The following is a 15,684-nucleotide window of genomic DNA, read 5'->3' on the forward strand; positions in this document are numbered from 1 at the left end:
TGACGCTATGCAGGCTCGGATTCCAGCACCATCGGTCCCGTCCCGGAGTCGACCCTGAGATCCGGGTCAGGGTTTGTCGTAGGCACGGGGCAGAATGGCGGGGTGCCCGCTGCCGGATACCGCCGCCACCTCTACCGCGACGACGCGGTGGTGTTGCGCGTGCAGAAACTCGGCGAGAGCGACCGCATCGTCACCCTGCTCACCCGCCGGCACGGCCGGCTGCGCGCGGTCGCCCGCGGCGTGCGCCGCACCACCTCGCGTTTCGGCGCCCGGCTGGAGCCGTTCGGGCACATCGACCTGCAGCTGGCCGGCTCGCCCGAGGGGGTGGGCAGCTCGCTGCACTCGGTCAGCCAGGTCGAGGCGCTGTCGCTGTTCGGCAAGAGCTTCCTGACCGACTACCCGCGATACACCGCGGCCAGCGCGATCTGTGAGACCGCCGAGCGCCTCACCCCGGTCGAGCGGGAGCCGGCGTTGCGGCTGTTCCAGCTCACCCTGGGCGCGCTGAAAGCCCTCGCGGCCGGTGAGCACGCGGCCACCCTGGTGCTGGACGCCTACCTGCTGCGCGCCATGGCCTTCGCCGGCTGGGCGCCCGCGCTCACCGAGTGCGCGGTCTGCGGCGATCCCGGGCAGCACGCGGCGTTCGCCGTCCCGGCCGGCGGCGCGGTCTGCCCGGACTGCCGCCCGCCGGGCGCCGCCCACCCCAACCCGGTCACGCTCGGCCTGATGGCCGCGCTGACCGCTGGTGACTGGTCGGTCGCCGACGCGTCCGCGCCCTCGGTGCGCCGGGAGTGCTCCGGTCTGGTCGCCGCCCACCTGCAATGGCACATGGAGCGCTCGTTGCGCTCGCTGCCGCTTGTCGATCGACGGGAGTTGAAACCGTGAGCCCGCGTCCGCCCACCCCGCACATCTCCGGCGCCCGGCCACCAGCGCTGCCGCCCGCCGCGATCCCACGGCACGTGGCGATCGTGATGGACGGCAACGGCCGCTGGGCCAAGGAGCGCGGCCTGTCCCGCACCAAGGGGCACGAGCAGGGTGAGCACTCGCTCTTCGACGCCATCGAGGGCGCCATCGAGCTCGGCATCCCCTACCTCTCGGCGTACGCGTTCTCCACCGAGAACTGGAAGCGCTCCCCCGAGGAGGTGCGCTTCCTGATGGGCTTCAACCGGGACGTCATCCGGCGCCGCCGCGACCAACTGGTCGATCTCGGGGTCCGGGTGGTCTGGTCCGGCCGGTCCGGCCGCCTGTGGAAAAGCGTGATCTCCGAGCTGCAGACCGCCGAGGAGATGAGCCGCGGCAACAGCACGCTCACCCTGCAGTTCTGCGTGAACTACGGCGGCCAGGCGGAGATCGCCGACGCGGCCGCCGCCATCGCCCGGGACGTCGCGGCCGGCCGGCTCAAGGCCGACAAGGTCAACGAGAAGACCATCCAGCGGTACCTCTACCACCCCGAGGTGCCCGACGTGGATCTCTTCCTGCGCCCGTCCGGCGAGCAGCGGACGTCGAACTTCCTGCTCTGGCAGTCGGCCTACGCCGAGATGGTCTACCTGGACACCCTCTGGCCGGACTTCGACCGCCGGCACCTGTGGTACGCGTGCGAGCTCTACGCCCAGCGCGACCGGCGCTTCGGCGGCGCGCTGCCGAACCCGGTGAGCCCCACGTGAGCGAGGTCCGGCACCTCTGGATCGCCCGGCACGCCTTCGCCAACGAGGACGAGTCCGCGCTGACCGGTGACGGCGAGCAGCAGGCCACCCTGCTCGGCGAGCGCCTCGCCGGGGTCCCGATCGCCGAGATCTTCCACAGCCCGTTGCCGCGAGCCGTGCAGACCACCGCGCTGGTCGCCGCCCACCTGCCGGGCGTCCCGGTGCGGGCCGCCGGGGAACTGGACGACCAGTTGCCCACCCAGGCCAACTCGGCCGCCATGATCGAGCGGTTCACCGGGCCGGCGCCGGCCGAGACGCACCAACTGGTGATCACACACGCGTTCCAGGTGGCGTGGTTCGTGCGGGACGCGCTGGAGGCGCCGGAGGACCGGTGGCGCGGCCTCAACTCGTGTCCCACCGGACTGACACTGATCAGGTACTTCCCGGGGCAGAAACCACGGCTGATCATGTTCAACGACGTGAGTCACCTGCCGGCGGCCCTGCAGTGGACGGGTTTTCCGCCGGAGCTGCGGCCGTAAGGCCTCCCGGGCCAGGTCCGGTGCCCGCCGGTGGTCGCGATCTCAGCCGGTCAGTGCCTTGATCGCGGCTTCCAGGTCGGTCAGGTCGGGGAGGACCACGTGGGCGCCGGCGGCGGTCAGCTCGGCGGCCGGGGTGGCGCCGGTGGCCACGGCGATCGCCACCGCGTCGTTGGCCAGCGCGGCTGTCACGTCGTTCACGGTGTCGCCGATCACCACCGGGCGGAACGGTTCGGCGTACTTCGCCTCGGCCCGCTCCCGGCAGCGGCGGACCAGGGTGGCGCGCACGCTGTCGTCGGTGCCGTAACCGCCCACCTCGGCGTCGAACGAGCCGGACAGGCCGAACGCCGCCACCTTCGCCGCGGCCACCTCCGGGACGTTGCCGGTGACCAGGGTCTGCACCACGTCCGGGCGGTCACCGAGGTGCTCGAGCACCGCACGGACGCCGGGCATCAGCTCACCCTGCTCGGCGAACTCGTGCCGGACGGTGTCGACGATCGCCACGTAACGCTCGAAGAACCGCTCCGGCGTGCAGTCGGTCACCCCGTGCGCGGCGAAGACCCCGTGACAGATGTCCAGGTCGGTACGCCCGCCGAAGATCGGGGTGTCCCGCCACGCGACCCCGGTCACCTCGGTGAACGCCTGCCGCCACGCCTGGGCCGCGACCCCGCCGCCGCGCAGCAGCGTGTAGTCGATGTCCCACATCACCAGGCGTCTCATGACTCGCCCAGCACCCGCTCGATGTGCTCCACCTTGGCGGTCAGCGCGCCGGTCACTCCGGGCCGGACGTCCGCCTTCAGCGACAGGCTGACCCGCGGTGCGACGGCGGCGACGGCGTCCACGGCCTGCTTGACCACCGCCATCACCTCGTCCCACTCGCCCTCGACGGTGGTGAACATGGCATCGGTCCGGTTCGGCAGCCCGGAGGCCCGGACCACCCGGACGGCCTCGGCGACGGCGTCCCCGACGGAATCCCCGGCCCCGATCGGCGTGACTGAGAAGGCAACCAGCATGCCCCCATCTTCCCAGCGCCGATGATCGATCATGGCGGGCCGGTGCGGGTTTCCTGCTCGGCGGTACTTACAAACTAGCAGTGACGGGGGCAAATCGGTATCGGGTGGCCGGACGAGGGCGATCGGCGCGCGGGTCGCCTACCGTCGCCGGGTGACTTCGGAACTGATGGATGCGGCAGCGGCGGGGACGTGGCGGCTCGGCGACCGGGTGGTCAATCGGATGGGGTTCGGGACGATGCGGCTCACCGCCAACCCGGACACCTCGGTGGCGATCCGGGTGCTGCGCCGGGCCGTGGAGCTGGGTGTCGACCACTTCGATACGGCGGCGTTCTACTGCTCGCCCGGCGGGATCATCGACGTCGGGCCGGGGCCGGTGCGGTACGCGACCGAGTTGATCCGGGCGGCGCTCGGGTCGTACCGCCACCGGGTTCTCCTCGCGACCAAGGTGGGACCGATGCTGCTGCCGGACGGCCGCTGGAGCGCCGCGGATTCGCCGGAGCTGTTGCGCGGGCAGGTGGTGGAGAACCTGCGGCGGCTCGGGGTGGAGGCGCTGGACCTGGTCAACCTGCGGATCACCCGGAACGTCGCGGTGCCGTTGGCGGAGCGGTTCGGCGCGCTCGCCGAGATGCGGTCCGAGGGGCTGATCAGGCATCTGGGCCTGTCCAACGCCGCCCTGGGCGATCTGAACGAGGCGGAGCGGATCGCGCCCGTTGCCGGTGTGCAGAACGCGTACTCGCTGGGGGTGCGCGGGGACGAGGAGCTGTTGCGGGTGTGCGGGGAGCGGGGCATCGCCTTCGTGCCGTTCTTCGCGATCGCGGGAGCGCGGCGGGAGGCGGGCGTGGCACTGCCCTCGGACCCGGACCTGCGGCGGGAGGCGGAGGTGCTGCGGGTAGCGGCTCGGCATGGTGTCAGCGAGCACCAGGTGCGGCTGGCGTGGACGTTGCACCAGGGGCCACACGTGCTGGCCATCCCGGGCACCGGGGACGTCGCGCACCTGGAGCAGAACGTCGCGGCCGCCGCCCTGCGGCTGTCCGAAACCGATCTGGCCGACCTCGGGCGGCCGTTGACGCCGGACGACGCATCAGAGTGATCGCACCGGCGCGGTCGGCCGGGACAGTGATCGTGACCGGAGCCGGACGCCGGCAAGCAGAAATCCCGCCGAGCAGAGCAGCGCGCCGGGCATGTAGTGATCTGTTGTCGCCGCCAGCATCGTCAGATACCCCATTACCGCGGTCGATACCTGCCGCCACGCCGGGAAGTCCTCTGGCAGGAGCGCGATCAGTAGCACTGTCCCCACCGATACCGGCAACCAGTAGTAGTCGACCTGCTGGGGATCAGTGGCCACGCGCAACAAGGCCGCCGTCAGTGGTGCCGCCGCCATCGCTACCGGCCGGCCCCGCAGAAGGTACGCCACCAAGGCGCAGCCGCCCGCCACCACCACCGCCTGCCCCAGGCGTGCCCACCAGGTCATCTCGTGCAGACCGAGCTGATACGGCACCGTCCCGGGCACCACCGGCCAGACGTGCCCGAACATTCCGAACCGCCCGCTCAGGACGAACGGCAGATAGCCCAGCACGGCGATCCCGGTGGCCGCGACCATGGTGCGCGCGGCTCTGACCGGCCCGGTGGCGGCGAGCAGGCACGGATACCCCAGCACCGCGAGTGGTGTGATCAGCGCGGAGACGCCCAGGGCGGCGCCGGAGGCCCACCATCGGCCTCTCTCCTCCGACGCGACCGCGGCCGCCCACAGGACGGGGATCAGAACCTCGGGGGGATGCCCACTCCACGGCACCGGTCCCAGCAGCCACAGCAGAGTCACGACAGCGACGAGGCCCTCGCGTATCGGTTTCCCGCCGCAGGCGGCCATCGCGCCGAGGGTCAGCGCCACATCCACCAGTACGCGGGGAAGCGCGGGCGGCATGCCGTCGTGGCCGCCGATGAGCACGACGGTGCTGAGTACGAGCTGCAGCGGCCCCGCCTGGGTGAACGTTCCCGCGTAGGCCTCATCGAACCGGCCGGCCAGCACCGTCCGGCCGAGGTCGGAGAACTGTACGAGATCCAGCGGCGTAAGCCGGTTGACCAGACCGGCCAGCGCGGCCAGTAGGCCGGCCAGCCAGCGGCGATGGCGCAGCAGGAAGACTCCGACGCCGGTCACGGTCACGGCCTCCCGTGGCGAGGACTTCTCACCTCGATACGTTCGGCGAGGTACGCCGGCCGGCTGAGTGGCAACCGCTGAGCGGCACCGCGTACGCCGTCGTCGCACTACTCGCGACGCGGCTCCGTCTCGTCGCCGCGTCGCACTACTCGCGACGCGGCTCCACCTCGTCGCCCACCCGGTGGCTGGCGAAGCCCGTTCCTCGACTGGCCGTCCGGGGCGGAGGGCGTACCGGAAAGGCTCGCCTGGCGGGACGGCGGGAGTGTTGTGCCGGTCACCGGCAGGCGGGTTCCTAGGGTGGGGCCATGACTCGTGCGCGACTGCCGCAACTGCTCGCCGAAACCCGTAGCGGGGTGCTGCTGTTCAGCGTCACACCGCCGAAGCGGAGCACCGCCGAGGAGCGGATCAAGGAGATCGCCGAGGTCACCCTGGAGCGGATCGGCGGGCTCGACCTCGACGGGCTGATCCTGTACGACATCGACGACGAGTCGGACCGGAACCCGGAGGAGCGGCCCTTCCCGTTCCTCGCCACCCTGGACCCGGCGCGGTACTACGAGACGCACCTCGGCGGCTGGACCCGGCCCGTGATCATCTATCGCTGCGTCGGGAAGTATGCCGAGGACGAGCTGCGTGACTGGATGCGCGAGGCGGACCCGGAGCGGGTGCTGAGCGTCTTCGTCGGCGCGTCGTCCGGCGGCAAGGCGGTCCACACCGGCCTGCGCCGGGCCCAGGAGCTGCGTGCCGAGGTGCGCCCGGAGCTGCCGCTGGGCGCCGTGGTGATCGGCGAGCGACGCGAGGAGCACCTGCGCATGCTGACCAAGCAGGAGCGGGGCGCGAGCTTCTTCATCTCCCAGGTGGTCTACCACGTCAACGAGACCAAGAACCTGATCTCCGACTACTACTACGAGTGCCGCGCGCGCCGGGTCCAGCCCCGCACGATGATCTTCACGCTGTCGCTGTGCGGCTCCCTCAAGACGCTGGAGTTCCTGCGCTGGCTCGGCGTCGACGTGCCCCGCTGGCTGGAGAACTCGCTGCGGCACGCCGCCGACCCGCTCACCGAGTCGTACAAGCACTGCCTGGACATCGCCCGCGACCTGCGCGATTTCTGCGAGCACCTGAGCGTGCCCTACGGCTTCAACGTGGAGAGCGTGTCGATCCGCAAGGCCGAGATCGAGGCCACCACCCGCCTGGCCGCCGACGTGGCAGCGCTGCTCGGCCGATAGCGGAGCGGGCCGCTCCGGTGCGGCTCAGCGATCCGGTGTAGCCACAGCCGCGATCCCCCGCGGTGCACCCGTTGGCGTCTCGGGAACGGTCAGTTGACCGAACCTGGCTCCGCTACCCACGCGATGGGCTGGCCGGTCACCTCGGCGACCTGCTTGAAGTCGGCGTCGTAGTGCAACAGCGCCAACCGGTGCTCCTCGGCGGTGGCCGCCACCAGCAGATCGATCGGACCCGCGGACCGGTGCTTGCCCCGGTCGGTCAGTGTCTCCTGAACGCCGGCTGCGCGCGTGTACACCCGGTCGGGTATGAGGACCCAGTGGTAAAGGCTGTCCAGCACGGACCGGAGCTCCTGGCGGTGAACCGTCGAGCGAGCGCTGAACATGATCTCCAACTCGGTCAGTGGGCACACCGCGACGATGCCGGCTATCAGGCGCTGTTCCCAGCGGGCGAACACCGTCTCGCTGCTCAGGAGCCGCATGAATGCGCTGGTGTCGACCAGATACCGCGTTGTCATCGCCGGTAGTTGCGCTTGTCGAGCAGCATGTCGAAGTCGCCTCTGGCCGCCATTTCCTTGAGGCGGAAATACGCTGCGAGCCGTCGGCGGACCGCAGCGATCTCATGCAGAGCCAGGTTGACGGTCTCCTCCGGGGTCGTGGTCCCCAACAAGGCCATCGCCTCGGCCAACGCCTCATCCTCGAGCCTGATCCGAGTTTCCGTCATCGCGGTTTCCATGGTGTGCGGAGCTCCTCTCCGGAGTGCGCCCCTGGGCTCAGGGAGGTGACGCACGCCTAGGGTAAGTCCGCGAAGTGATCGACTCAATCGAGGCTGTGGATAACCGTCTGGGGTGCGGGGACTGTGGAAAACCTCAGGTGAAACGGGTCCGGTCCGGGCTGTGGCGACAGCTCCGGACCGGAAGGAGCCGTTGTCAGTGGGTGGCGCAGCAGGGCGTCGGATCGCGGCGCTCGAACGGGATCAGCCGCCCGCCCGCGGCCGGCGTGGTGACCAGGACCAGCTCGCCGGAGCGGAACTGGGGCCGCACGAAGTCCCCGGTCTCCACGACCGTCCCCGGATCGGCCTGGCCGTCGCCGAGCACCTCCACCCGGGCGATCGAGCTGCGCTGCAGGATCTCGCTCACCGTGAGCGCGCCGGTCAGCCGCGCGCTGCCGGGAAAGAGCACGGCCCGCCCGGCCGTCCCGGCGGCCGCCGCCTCCGCCGCCACCCGCAACTCCGGGTCCGTGTCGACCGCTGCCGCGGTGAGCAGGCTGATCGCCACGTGCGGGAACGGCGCGGCGACCAGGTGGGTGCAGGCCAGCACCGGCGCCGGAACCAGCTCCCGGATCCAGTGATCGGCCTCGGCCAGCGTCAGGTGCCCCCGGGTGACCCCGACGATGCGGGCGGTGCCGCCACCCGGCACCACGGCGGCGCCCGCCACGGCGGCGCTCACAGCGTGCGTCATCGGGGCAGGACCCAGATGGGGTTGGTGTAGAACCACAGGTCCCCCCACGGATCGGCGTCACCCGCCACGTCCAGCTTCGGCCCGTACGGGTCGACCCCCGCCCCCATCAGCCCGGGCTGCGTACGGTTCCCGTCCGTGCCGCGCACCCGCACATAGAACGGCTTGTCCAGCCGCCCCAGGTCCAGGCTCAGCGCCACCGACCCGGTCCGCTTGCCGATCTCGAATGACGTGACCACCCGGGTGTCCGGGGCGGTGAAGGCGTCCCGGTTCGCCACCGGCCCGGTCACCGTGCCGACGATCACGTCGACGCGGGCGAGGCGGGGGACGAAGGTCGCCCAGTTCGGTACGTCCTGCAGGTCGATGTCGAGGGTCAGCTCGGTCGAGGTGCCCCGCTTGACCCGTAGCACCCCGCCGAGCGGCGTGCCGGTGTGCCGCCGCCGGTCGCCGGTCACCCGGACCCGGGCGTCCACCCCCTTGATCAGGCGGCCGTGGTCGACCCACACCCGGCCGGCGCGCAGGCCGTCCATGACCGCCCGGTAGGAGAACGAGGTGGCGCCCACGTTGGTCCGGCCGTAGTAGCCGGGCCAGAAGTCACCGGCCGTGGTCAGCGTCTTGCCGGTGTAGACCGGGTCCTGGTAGCGGCCGTTGGCCTCGAAGTCGCTGCCCGGCCCCTGGTCGGACTGGTCCAGGTAGACCACGTGCGAGTCCGAGTTCACCGTGATCCACGGCGGGAGTTGTCGGTGGGGGAGAGCTCACTGTCCGGGATGCTCGGATCGAGCGCTTCGGGAAGGTTGTTCCCGCTTGTCGTCGCCTCAACGAAATGATCGTGGCCGTGACCCATGAGGTGCAATCTCGCGACCGCAGGCCAACGTCCCCCCTCGCACCGATGGCGTCCCGGCGAACAGGTGTCAACCGATGATCGGCCGGACCGGACCGGGCCGGCGGGCGCGGAGCCGGACCGCGGGGTCAGCCGATGATCGGCCGGAACAGGCCGAAAGCGATCGTCGCGGTCAGGATCAGCGCGGACAGCAGCAGCGACATCACGACGAGCGCGGCGTCGGCCCGGGTGAACCGCTGCACCCGGGCGAAGGTCCGCGGCACCGCCGAGTCGAACCCGCGCGCGTCCATCGCCACCGCCAGCCGCACGCCCCGCCGCAGCGCCCCGACCAGCAGCGCGAACCCGGTCGACGCGAACACCATCGGATGCCGCCCGGTGTCGATCCCGCGCGCCCGCCGGGCCAGGGTCAGCATCCGCCACTCCTGCCCGAGCAGCGGCAACAGCCGGAACGCGGCGAGGGCGCCGATGGCGAACCGGGCCGGCGCCTTCGCATTTTGCACCAGCGCGTCAGCGAGGTCCGTCGGATCGGTGGTGGCGAACACCACGATCCCGGGCAGCGCCACCGCGAAGATCCGCAGGATCAGCCCGGCCGCGCTGCTCAGCACCCCGGTGGTGACGTCCACCGGCCCCAGCGCGACGAGCAGCGCGCCGTCCCGGTCGGCGGCGAACAGCAGCATGCTGACCAGCACCCCGAACGCGGCCACCAGCAGCGGCCAGGACCGCCGGGCGAGCACCCGGGCCCGCACCCCGAAGAACGGCAACGTGGCCAGCTCGACCAGCAGCGCGAGCCCCGGCGTGACCGGATCCAGCGTGGCCACCAGGGGCAGCGTGAAAAGCAGCGCGGCGCCGGCCTTGGCGACCGGATTGCGCCGCGCCAGCGGCGCCCCGGGATCCGCCACCGGTTCCAGCGGCAGGCTCACTCCGGACCGCCGATGGCCAGTGTCAGATCGGCTACGGTACGCACGAAGTCCTCGTCGTGGGTGACCGCCACGATGCCGTGCCCCTCGTCGCGCAGCTCACCGAGGAGCGCGACTAGCTCCGCCCAGGTCCGCCGGTCCTGCCCGAACGTGGGCTCGTCGAGCACCAGCAGCCGCGGGGCGGTGGCCAGCGCCGTCGCCACGCTCAGCCGCCGGGCCTCGCCGCCGGAGAGCGTGTAGGGATTCGCCGCCGCCAGCCTCTCCAGCCGCAGCCGGTGCAGCAGCTCGTCGACGGTCCGCCGGATCTCGTCCGCCGGGCGGCCCAGCCGGCGCGGGCCGAGGGCCAGCTCGTCGGCGACCCGGGCGGTGACGAACTGATGCTCCGGGTTCTGGAAGACCGACCCGATCCGCTGGGTCAGCGTGGTGGCCCGCCACCGGTGCGGTGGCCGCTCGTCGCCGAACCCGGTGATCCGCCCGGAACCCGGCGCGAGCAGGCCGCCGAGCAGCAGCGCGAGGGTGGACTTGCCGGCGCCGTTGGGACCGGTCACCGCGAGTACCTGGCCGGCCCGGGCGGTCAGCGACACCTCGGGGAGCCGGCCCGGGACGGTGACGCGCTCGGCACGCAGCAGTTCGGCGGCGGACGGGCGTACCGAAGCAGCAGTCGCGGTGACCGCGGACTGCCGCGCGGCGACCGGGCGGCCCGGCACCCAGACTCCCTCGTCGGCGAGTTCGTCGCCGCAGGCGGCGAAGATCGCCTCGGGCGCGCCGTCGGCCCGCACCCCGCCACCCGGCTCCACCACCACCACCCGGTCCACCAGCGGCAACGCCTCGGCCACCCGATGCTCCACGATGATCAGCGTGGTGTCCGGGCCGGCCGCGCGGCGGACCGCGTCCCGGATCAGCGCGGCGCCGGCCGGATCGAGGTTGGCCGTCGGCTCGTCGAGCAGCAGCAGCCCGGGTCGCGGCGCGATCACCCCGGCCAGGGCCAGGCGCTGCGCCTCACCGCCGGAGAGCGCGTGGGTGGGACGATCATTCCGGTACGGGAACCCCACGCGGGTCAGAGCGTCGGCCACCCGTGGCCAGATCTCGGCGGCGGGCAGTCCCCGGTTCTCCAGCCCGAACGCCACGTCGTCGCCGGAGCGGGCCATCACCAGCTGGGTCTGCGGATCCTGGAAGAGGATGCCGGCCCGGTCCCGGGCCTTGCGCGGCTCCAGCCCGTCGATCTCGATGGTGCCCTCGGCCTCGCCGGAGTCCTCCGGCAGCAGCCCGGCCAGCGCGGCCAGCAGGGTGCTCTTGCCGGCCCCGGAGGGACCCAGCAGGAGCACCCGCTCGCCGCGCCGCACGTGCAGGTCCAGCCCGCGCACCGCCCAGGCGCGACGGCCCGCGTGCCGCCACCCGAACCCGCGCAGCAGAACCTCACTCACCGGACGGACCTCAGATCAGCGCCCGTTCCCGGCCGGCCGGGAACCGGTCGAGGACGCCGGTCGGGGCCAGGGCCCGGACCACCAGCCAGGCGCCGGCGCCGGCCAGGACCGCGGCGCTGGCCACGGTGATCAGCGCGTAGGGGACCCGGTAGCTCCACAGGGCGTAGTCGTAGGTCCAGACGAACCAGTCGAAGACCGCGGCGACCACGCCGGCCAGCGCGCCGGAGAGGACGCTCACCGGCAGGTTGAACACCCGGTAGCGGAACAGGGCGAACGCCAGCTCGGCGCCGAGGCCCTGGGCGGCGCCCTGGAAGATCACCGTGGCACCCCACTTGTTGCCGAGCAGCGCCGAGATGATCGCGGCGACGGTCTCGGTGAAGAACGCCGCGCCCGGCTTCCGGATGATCAGCCCGCTCAGCACGGCGGGCAGGAACCACATGCCGTAGAGGACGGACTGGGCCGGCGGGAAGAACAGGAACGCGTTCTCGGTGGCGGCCCAGACCACGTCCCAGGCCCAGAAGATCACGCCGAACGCGACGGCGATGACCGAGGCGATCACGATGTCTATCGTGCGCCATCTGTTGAGGTTGTCTGACTTCATGTACGCCTCCCAGCGTGTACGCACCGGGAGGAGACGCACGCCATGCGTGGAACATGGCGCGGCTGGAGAAGACCGAACTTCCTGCGCTGGCATTACCCAGATCAGGTACGAGGGTCTGCGGCCAGGCCGCACTCTCAGCGCTGTGCGCTCCCCTGTCGGATCGAAGCGCGCCCGCGACGCGCGGTTCCCGCGGTCGTGAACTAGCTTCGGTGGATGTGCTTCGATGACGCTAACACCGAGGTGGCGATCCAGCACAGCGAGGGAGTGATCACATGCAGGTCAAGGCTCGCGGCCTGACGTTCGAGGTGACCGAGGGCGGTCCCGAGGACGGGCAGCCGGTGCTCCTGCTGCACGGCTTCCCGCAGGACCACCGCGAGTTCGATCTCCTGATGCCCCGGCTGCACCACGCCGGTCTGCGCACCTACGCGATGGACCAGCGCGGTTACTCGCCCGGCGCCCGCCCCGGCGACGTGCGCGACTACCGGATCGGCGAGGCGGTCGCCGACGTGCTCGGCGTGCTGGACGCTCTCGGCCTGGAGTCGGTGCACCTGGTCGGGCACGACTGGGGCGCCCAGGTGGCCTGGCTGGTGGCCGGCCGGCACCCGGAGCGGGTGCGCACGCTGACCGCGGTCTCGGTGCCGCACCCGCGGGCGATGATGCTGGCGCTGCGGGTCCGGCCGAGCCAGCAGGCCCGGCTGGCGTACTTCCAGCTGTTCCGCAGCCCGGTGGCGGAGCGGCTGCTGCTCGCCGGCGGCGCGCTGGTGCTGCGCCGGATGTTCGGCCCGATCGGTCCGCGCGCCGACCTGTACGTCAAGGCGATGCGCGAGCCGGGCCGGCTGACCGGCGGGCTGAACTGGTACCGCGCGTTCCGCACCGCTGACGTCGCCGACCTGGGCGAGATCACCGTGCCGACCACGTTCGTCTGGAGCGACCGGGACGGCGTGGTCGGGCTGACCGCCGTGCTGCGCACCGCCGACTGGGTCCGCGCCGACTACCAGCTGGTGGCGATCCGCGGGGTCAGCCACTGGGTGCCCGAGCAGGCGCCGGCCGAGCTGGCCGGCGCGGTGCTGGCGCGCATCGGCGTTTGACCATGGCCGGGACGGGGAATGCGGCAGCACCATGGCCCCCTCGTCCAAGGAAACCGCAAAACAGCGTTGGGACCGGAACTTCGCGGACCTGTTGCAGGAGCTGCGCGTCGCGCAGACCGGTGTGCAGATCCTCTTCGCCTTCCTGTTGACCCTGCCGTTCTCCAGCGGCTTCCCGAAAACCACGGCGTTCCAGAAGGACGTGTACATGGTGGCGCTGATCAGCGCCGCGTTCGCCACCGCGCTGATCATCTCGCCGGTGGCGTTCCACCGGGCGCTGTTCCGTCAGGGACGCAAGCCGGAGCTGGTCCGGTACTCGCACCGGATGGCCACCGGCGGCTTGGCCTGCATGCTGGTGTCGATGGTCAGCAGCGTCCTGCTGATCACCGACTACGTGCTGCACGCCCGCTGGGCGGTGATCCTCACCGTGGTGGCCGCCGGATGGTTCCTCACCTTCTGGGCGATCCTGCCGATCACCCACCGCAACTGGGGTGAGGACGAGGACAAGGACGGGTTCGTCCTGGACGACAGCCCGGTCGGCGTCACGTCCGGGCCGGGCGCAGACCGAGACGCCTGAGTTCCAGCTCGGCCAGCGCGTCGACGGCTGCCGTGTCCCCGTTCCGCCAGCTCTGTGCGATGTCCGGGCCCAGCCGGGTCAGCTCGCCGAGCGGGCGCGAGGCGAGCGCCCGCAGCGCCAGCAGGTCCCGGCCGGCCGGTTCGTCGCGGACCGCCACCGCCACCGAGGCGCGCCGGATCCAGCGCAGCCGCAGCGGCAGCCAGAGGAAGAGGACCAGGGCCAGCGGCAGCGCGATCGCCGTCAGCGGCAGGACCACCGCCAGCTTGTCGACCAGCTCCTGCTGCTGGTGACCGGCCTCGGCGATCGACCGGGCGGCGTCGGCGGCCCCGGTGAACGGCTTGGTGAGCTCGTCACCGACCACCGGCACCCGGCCGACCTTGCCGCCGGCGTCGGCGAGGTTGTTCGCGATCCCGCTGCCCGCGCTCTCCAGCTTCGCGCCGGGCGCGGCCAGTTCCCCGACCAGGTCGTGGATCCAGATCGCGACCCGGACCCACAGGTAGACCCAGAGGACGACGAGGAGATCGGTGATCAGTTGGCGGGTGGCGGTCGGGACGCGGTCGGCGTAGAGCTTCACATGCGGAAGCCTCGCACCCGGGCGTCGCCGGCGCATCCGGGCGCACTCCGGGATCACTCGGCCCTGGCGGCGCACTCCGGGCAGGTGCCGAAGATCTCCAGGGTGTGCGCGACGTCGACGAAGCCGTGCTCGCCGGCCACCTTGTCGGCCCACGACTCGACGGCCGGGCCGAGCACCTCGACGGTCCGCCCGCAGGTGCGGCAGACCAGGTGGTGGTGGTGTCCCTGGCTGCACCGGCGATAGAGGTGCTCGCCGCCGGGCGGCCGCATCACGTCCACCTCACCGGTGTCGGCCAGCCCCTGCAGCGTCCGGTAGACGGTGGTCAGCCCGACCCGCTCGCCCCGGTCACGCAGCATCGCGTGCAGATCCTGCGCGCTGTGGAAACCCTCGGCCTCGGCGAGCACGTCACGCACCGCGCTCCGCTGCTTGGTGTTGCGCTGGGCACTGCTTTCCGGGTTCACGATCGGTTCTCCCTCGCATGGCTGACGGCATCCGCGACGATGTGCGCGACGTGTTCGTCCACCAGGGAGTATGCGATCTCCCGGCCACGCCGGACACCCCGCACCACGCCGGCCCCCCGCAACACCCGCAGGTGCTGGGAGACCAGCGGCTGCGGGGCGCCGAGCCGGGAGACCAGATCGTGCACACAGCGTTCGCCGGTGCCGAGCTCGGCGACGATGGCGATCCGGATCGGGGCGGACAGCGCCCGCAGCAGCGCGCCGGCGGATTCGTACGCGTCGTAACCGGTGGCCGTCAAAGTCCTTTTCCCTCAAGCATGGAGCACCACGTCCGGAGGCTCGACCTGGGCCGGTACCCCGGCCCGGCGGCGGCGGTGCCAGAGCGCGCCGGCGCCGGTGGTGATCAGGAACGCGGCCAGGGCCAGCAGCACCGTGGTGGCGCCCGGCGCGGTGTCCAGGGAACCGGCGAGCACCACCCCGGCGCCGGCCGCGCAGATCCCGATCAGCATGGCCACCGCCATCGTGGACCGGAAGCCCCTGGTGATCTGCTGGGCCGCCGCGACCGGGACCACCATCAGCGCCGAGACGAGCAACAACCCGACGGTACGCATGGCGATCGTCACCGTCACCGCCGTGGTCACCGCGAGCAGCAGGTTGAGGGTGCGCACCGGCAGGCCGCTGACCCTGGCGTACTCCTCGTCGTTGCAGAGCGCGAACAGCGCCGGGCGGAACAGCAGCATGGCCACCAGCACCGCCGCGCCCAGCCCGGCGATCACCGCGATGTCCTGCGGCGACGTGGTGATCAGCGAGCCGAACAGGTACTGCATCAGGCTGGCGTTGCTGCTGTCGTCGGAGAGCCCGACCAGCACCACGCCGCCCGCGATGCCGCCGTAGAAGAGCAGCGCCAGGGCCAGGTCGCCGGAGGTGCGCCCGCGCTCGCGGACCAGCTCCACGGCGACCGCGCCGACCACCGACACGATCACCGCGGTGAGCACCGGGGACTGGTGGGTGAGCAGGCCGACGCCGACGCCGGTGAGCGCCACGTGCCCGATGCCGTCGCCGATCAGCGACAGCCGCCGCTGCACCAGATAGATCCCGAGGGCGGGAGCGGCCAGCCCGATGATCAGCGCGCCGGCCAGTGCCCGCAGCATGAAGGGATAGGTCAGAAGATCCACTTCAGTGTCCCTCG

At 71.9% G+C, this 15,684-nt stretch carries 21 protein-coding genes and 1 riboswitch; of the genes, 7 read left to right on the forward strand and 14 right to left on the reverse strand.

What is annotated here, in order from left to right; genetic code table 11:
* The first annotated feature begins 102 nt into the window (after window positions 1–102).
* The 3 genes from recO to Actob_RS06520 are packed head-to-tail and all read left to right on the forward strand — an operon-like array spanning window position 103 to window position 2,179.
* Window positions 103–882 (forward strand): DNA repair protein RecO, encoded by a 780-nt coding sequence (recO, locus tag Actob_RS06510; protein ID WP_284919146.1) that lies wholly within the window; start codon window positions 103–105, stop codon window positions 880–882.
* The gene (locus Actob_RS06515) at window positions 879–1,661 is read left to right on the forward strand and encodes an isoprenyl transferase (RefSeq protein ID WP_284919147.1); all 783 of its coding nucleotides are present in this window, start codon (window positions 879–881) and stop codon (window positions 1,659–1,661) included. The genes recO and Actob_RS06515 overlap by 4 nt, the downstream gene beginning before the upstream one ends.
* Window positions 1,658–2,179: a histidine phosphatase family protein gene (locus Actob_RS06520; protein WP_284919148.1), complete on the forward strand. Its 522-nt coding sequence runs from the start codon at window positions 1,658–1,660 to the stop codon at window positions 2,177–2,179. Before Actob_RS06515 ends, Actob_RS06520 begins: the two co-directional genes overlap by 4 nt.
* A gap of 42 nt (window positions 2,180–2,221) precedes the next feature.
* Here the strand turns inward: Actob_RS06520 and Actob_RS06525 are convergent, their stop codons facing one another.
* Both Actob_RS06525 and Actob_RS06530 read right to left on the reverse strand, forming a co-directional pair.
* Window positions 2,222–2,896: an HAD family hydrolase gene (locus Actob_RS06525; RefSeq protein WP_284919149.1), complete on the reverse strand. Its 675-nt coding sequence runs from the start codon at window positions 2,894–2,896 to the stop codon at window positions 2,222–2,224.
* Entirely contained in the window at window positions 2,893–3,189 is a 297-nt protein-coding gene (locus Actob_RS06530; RefSeq protein WP_185040012.1) for an MTH1187 family thiamine-binding protein, read from the reverse strand. Before Actob_RS06530 ends, Actob_RS06525 begins: the two co-directional genes overlap by 4 nt.
* Before the next feature lie 151 nt (window positions 3,190–3,340).
* Here Actob_RS06530 and Actob_RS06535 point away from each other — a divergent pair, with 151 nt between their 5' ends.
* Window positions 3,341–4,279: an aldo/keto reductase gene (locus tag Actob_RS06535; RefSeq protein WP_284919150.1), complete on the forward strand. Its 939-nt coding sequence runs from the start codon at window positions 3,341–3,343 to the stop codon at window positions 4,277–4,279.
* On the opposite strand, the gene Actob_RS06540 is transcribed toward Actob_RS06535, so the two are convergent.
* Window positions 4,271–5,344 (reverse strand): hypothetical protein, encoded by a 1,074-nt coding sequence (locus Actob_RS06540; RefSeq protein WP_284919151.1) that lies wholly within the window; start codon window positions 5,342–5,344, stop codon window positions 4,271–4,273. The genes Actob_RS06535 and Actob_RS06540 overlap by 9 nt on opposite strands.
* A gap of 305 nt (window positions 5,345–5,649) precedes the next feature.
* Here Actob_RS06540 and Actob_RS06545 point away from each other — a divergent pair, with 305 nt between their 5' ends.
* On the forward strand, window positions 5,650–6,567 hold the full coding sequence (locus tag Actob_RS06545) for a 5,10-methylenetetrahydrofolate reductase (RefSeq protein ID WP_284919152.1): 918 nt from the start codon (window positions 5,650–5,652) through the stop codon (window positions 6,565–6,567).
* Window positions 6,568–6,656: 89 nt separating this feature from the next.
* Here Actob_RS06545 and Actob_RS06550 read toward each other — a convergent pair whose 3' ends face one another.
* The 7 genes from Actob_RS06550 to Actob_RS06580 form a co-directional block, all read right to left on the reverse strand.
* Complete coding sequence (locus Actob_RS06550; protein WP_284919153.1) at window positions 6,657–7,019, reverse strand: PIN domain nuclease; 363 nt, start codon at window positions 7,017–7,019, stop codon at window positions 6,657–6,659.
* A 56-nt stretch (window positions 7,020–7,075) separates the two neighbouring features.
* Window positions 7,076–7,297, reverse strand: coding sequence for a type II toxin-antitoxin system VapB family antitoxin (locus Actob_RS06555; RefSeq protein WP_284919154.1), 222 nt, complete (start codon window positions 7,295–7,297; stop codon window positions 7,076–7,078).
* A gap of 193 nt (window positions 7,298–7,490) precedes the next feature.
* Window positions 7,491–8,021, reverse strand: a complete 531-nt coding sequence (locus Actob_RS06560; protein ID WP_284919155.1) for a hypothetical protein — start codon at window positions 8,019–8,021, stop codon at window positions 7,491–7,493.
* Window positions 8,018–8,737, reverse strand: coding sequence for a hypothetical protein (locus tag Actob_RS06565; RefSeq protein ID WP_284919156.1), 720 nt, complete (start codon window positions 8,735–8,737; stop codon window positions 8,018–8,020). The genes Actob_RS06560 and Actob_RS06565 overlap by 4 nt, the downstream gene beginning before the upstream one ends.
* A gap of 250 nt (window positions 8,738–8,987) precedes the next feature.
* Window positions 8,988–9,779 carry an energy-coupling factor transporter transmembrane component T family protein gene (locus tag Actob_RS06570; protein WP_284919157.1) on the reverse strand — a complete coding sequence of 264 codons (792 nt, stop codon included), beginning with the start codon at window positions 9,777–9,779 and terminating at the stop codon, window positions 8,988–8,990.
* On the reverse strand, window positions 9,776–11,200 hold the full coding sequence (locus Actob_RS06575) for an ABC transporter ATP-binding protein (protein WP_284919158.1): 1,425 nt from the start codon (window positions 11,198–11,200) through the stop codon (window positions 9,776–9,778). The genes Actob_RS06570 and Actob_RS06575 overlap by 4 nt, the downstream gene beginning before the upstream one ends.
* A 10-nt stretch (window positions 11,201–11,210) precedes the next feature.
* On the reverse strand, window positions 11,211–11,801 hold the full coding sequence (locus tag Actob_RS06580) for an ECF transporter S component (protein WP_284919159.1): 591 nt from the start codon (window positions 11,799–11,801) through the stop codon (window positions 11,211–11,213).
* A 60-nt stretch (window positions 11,802–11,861) separates the two neighbouring features.
* A riboswitch (TPP riboswitch) is annotated at window positions 11,862–11,965 on the reverse strand.
* 108 nt (window positions 11,966–12,073) lie between these two features.
* On the opposite strand from Actob_RS06580, the gene Actob_RS06585 reads away from it, so the two are divergent.
* Together Actob_RS06585 and Actob_RS06590 are read left to right on the forward strand one after the other, a co-directional pair.
* The gene (locus Actob_RS06585) at window positions 12,074–12,889 is read left to right on the forward strand and encodes an alpha/beta fold hydrolase (RefSeq protein ID WP_284919160.1); all 816 of its coding nucleotides are present in this window, start codon (window positions 12,074–12,076) and stop codon (window positions 12,887–12,889) included.
* Window positions 12,890–12,920: 31 nt separating this feature from the next.
* Window positions 12,921–13,463 (forward strand): DUF6328 family protein, encoded by a 543-nt coding sequence (locus Actob_RS06590; protein WP_284919161.1) that lies wholly within the window; start codon window positions 12,921–12,923, stop codon window positions 13,461–13,463.
* On the opposite strand, the gene Actob_RS06595 is transcribed toward Actob_RS06590, so the two are convergent.
* Genes Actob_RS06595 through Actob_RS06610 form a run of 4 tightly spaced genes read right to left on the reverse strand, consistent with a single transcriptional unit; the run spans window position 13,429 to window position 15,670 of the window.
* Window positions 13,429–14,037, reverse strand: a complete 609-nt coding sequence (locus Actob_RS06595; protein WP_284919162.1) for a hypothetical protein — start codon at window positions 14,035–14,037, stop codon at window positions 13,429–13,431. The two genes, Actob_RS06590 and Actob_RS06595, sit on opposite strands and share 35 nt — an antisense overlap.
* 53 nt (window positions 14,038–14,090) lie before the next feature.
* Entirely contained in the window at window positions 14,091–14,498 is a 408-nt protein-coding gene (locus Actob_RS06600) for a Fur family transcriptional regulator (RefSeq protein ID WP_284919163.1), read from the reverse strand.
* On the reverse strand, window positions 14,495–14,794 hold the full coding sequence (locus Actob_RS06605; RefSeq protein WP_284919164.1) for an ArsR/SmtB family transcription factor: 300 nt from the start codon (window positions 14,792–14,794) through the stop codon (window positions 14,495–14,497). The genes Actob_RS06600 and Actob_RS06605 overlap by 4 nt, the downstream gene beginning before the upstream one ends.
* 12 nt (window positions 14,795–14,806) lie before the next feature.
* Window positions 14,807–15,670 (reverse strand): metal ABC transporter permease, encoded by an 864-nt coding sequence (locus Actob_RS06610; protein WP_284919165.1) that lies wholly within the window; start codon window positions 15,668–15,670, stop codon window positions 14,807–14,809.
* Window positions 15,671–15,684 lie beyond the last annotated feature (14 nt).

This window comes from Actinoplanes oblitus (assembly GCF_030252345.1).
In the GTDB taxonomy this organism is placed as follows: domain Bacteria; phylum Actinomycetota; class Actinomycetes; order Mycobacteriales; family Micromonosporaceae; genus Actinoplanes; species Actinoplanes oblitus.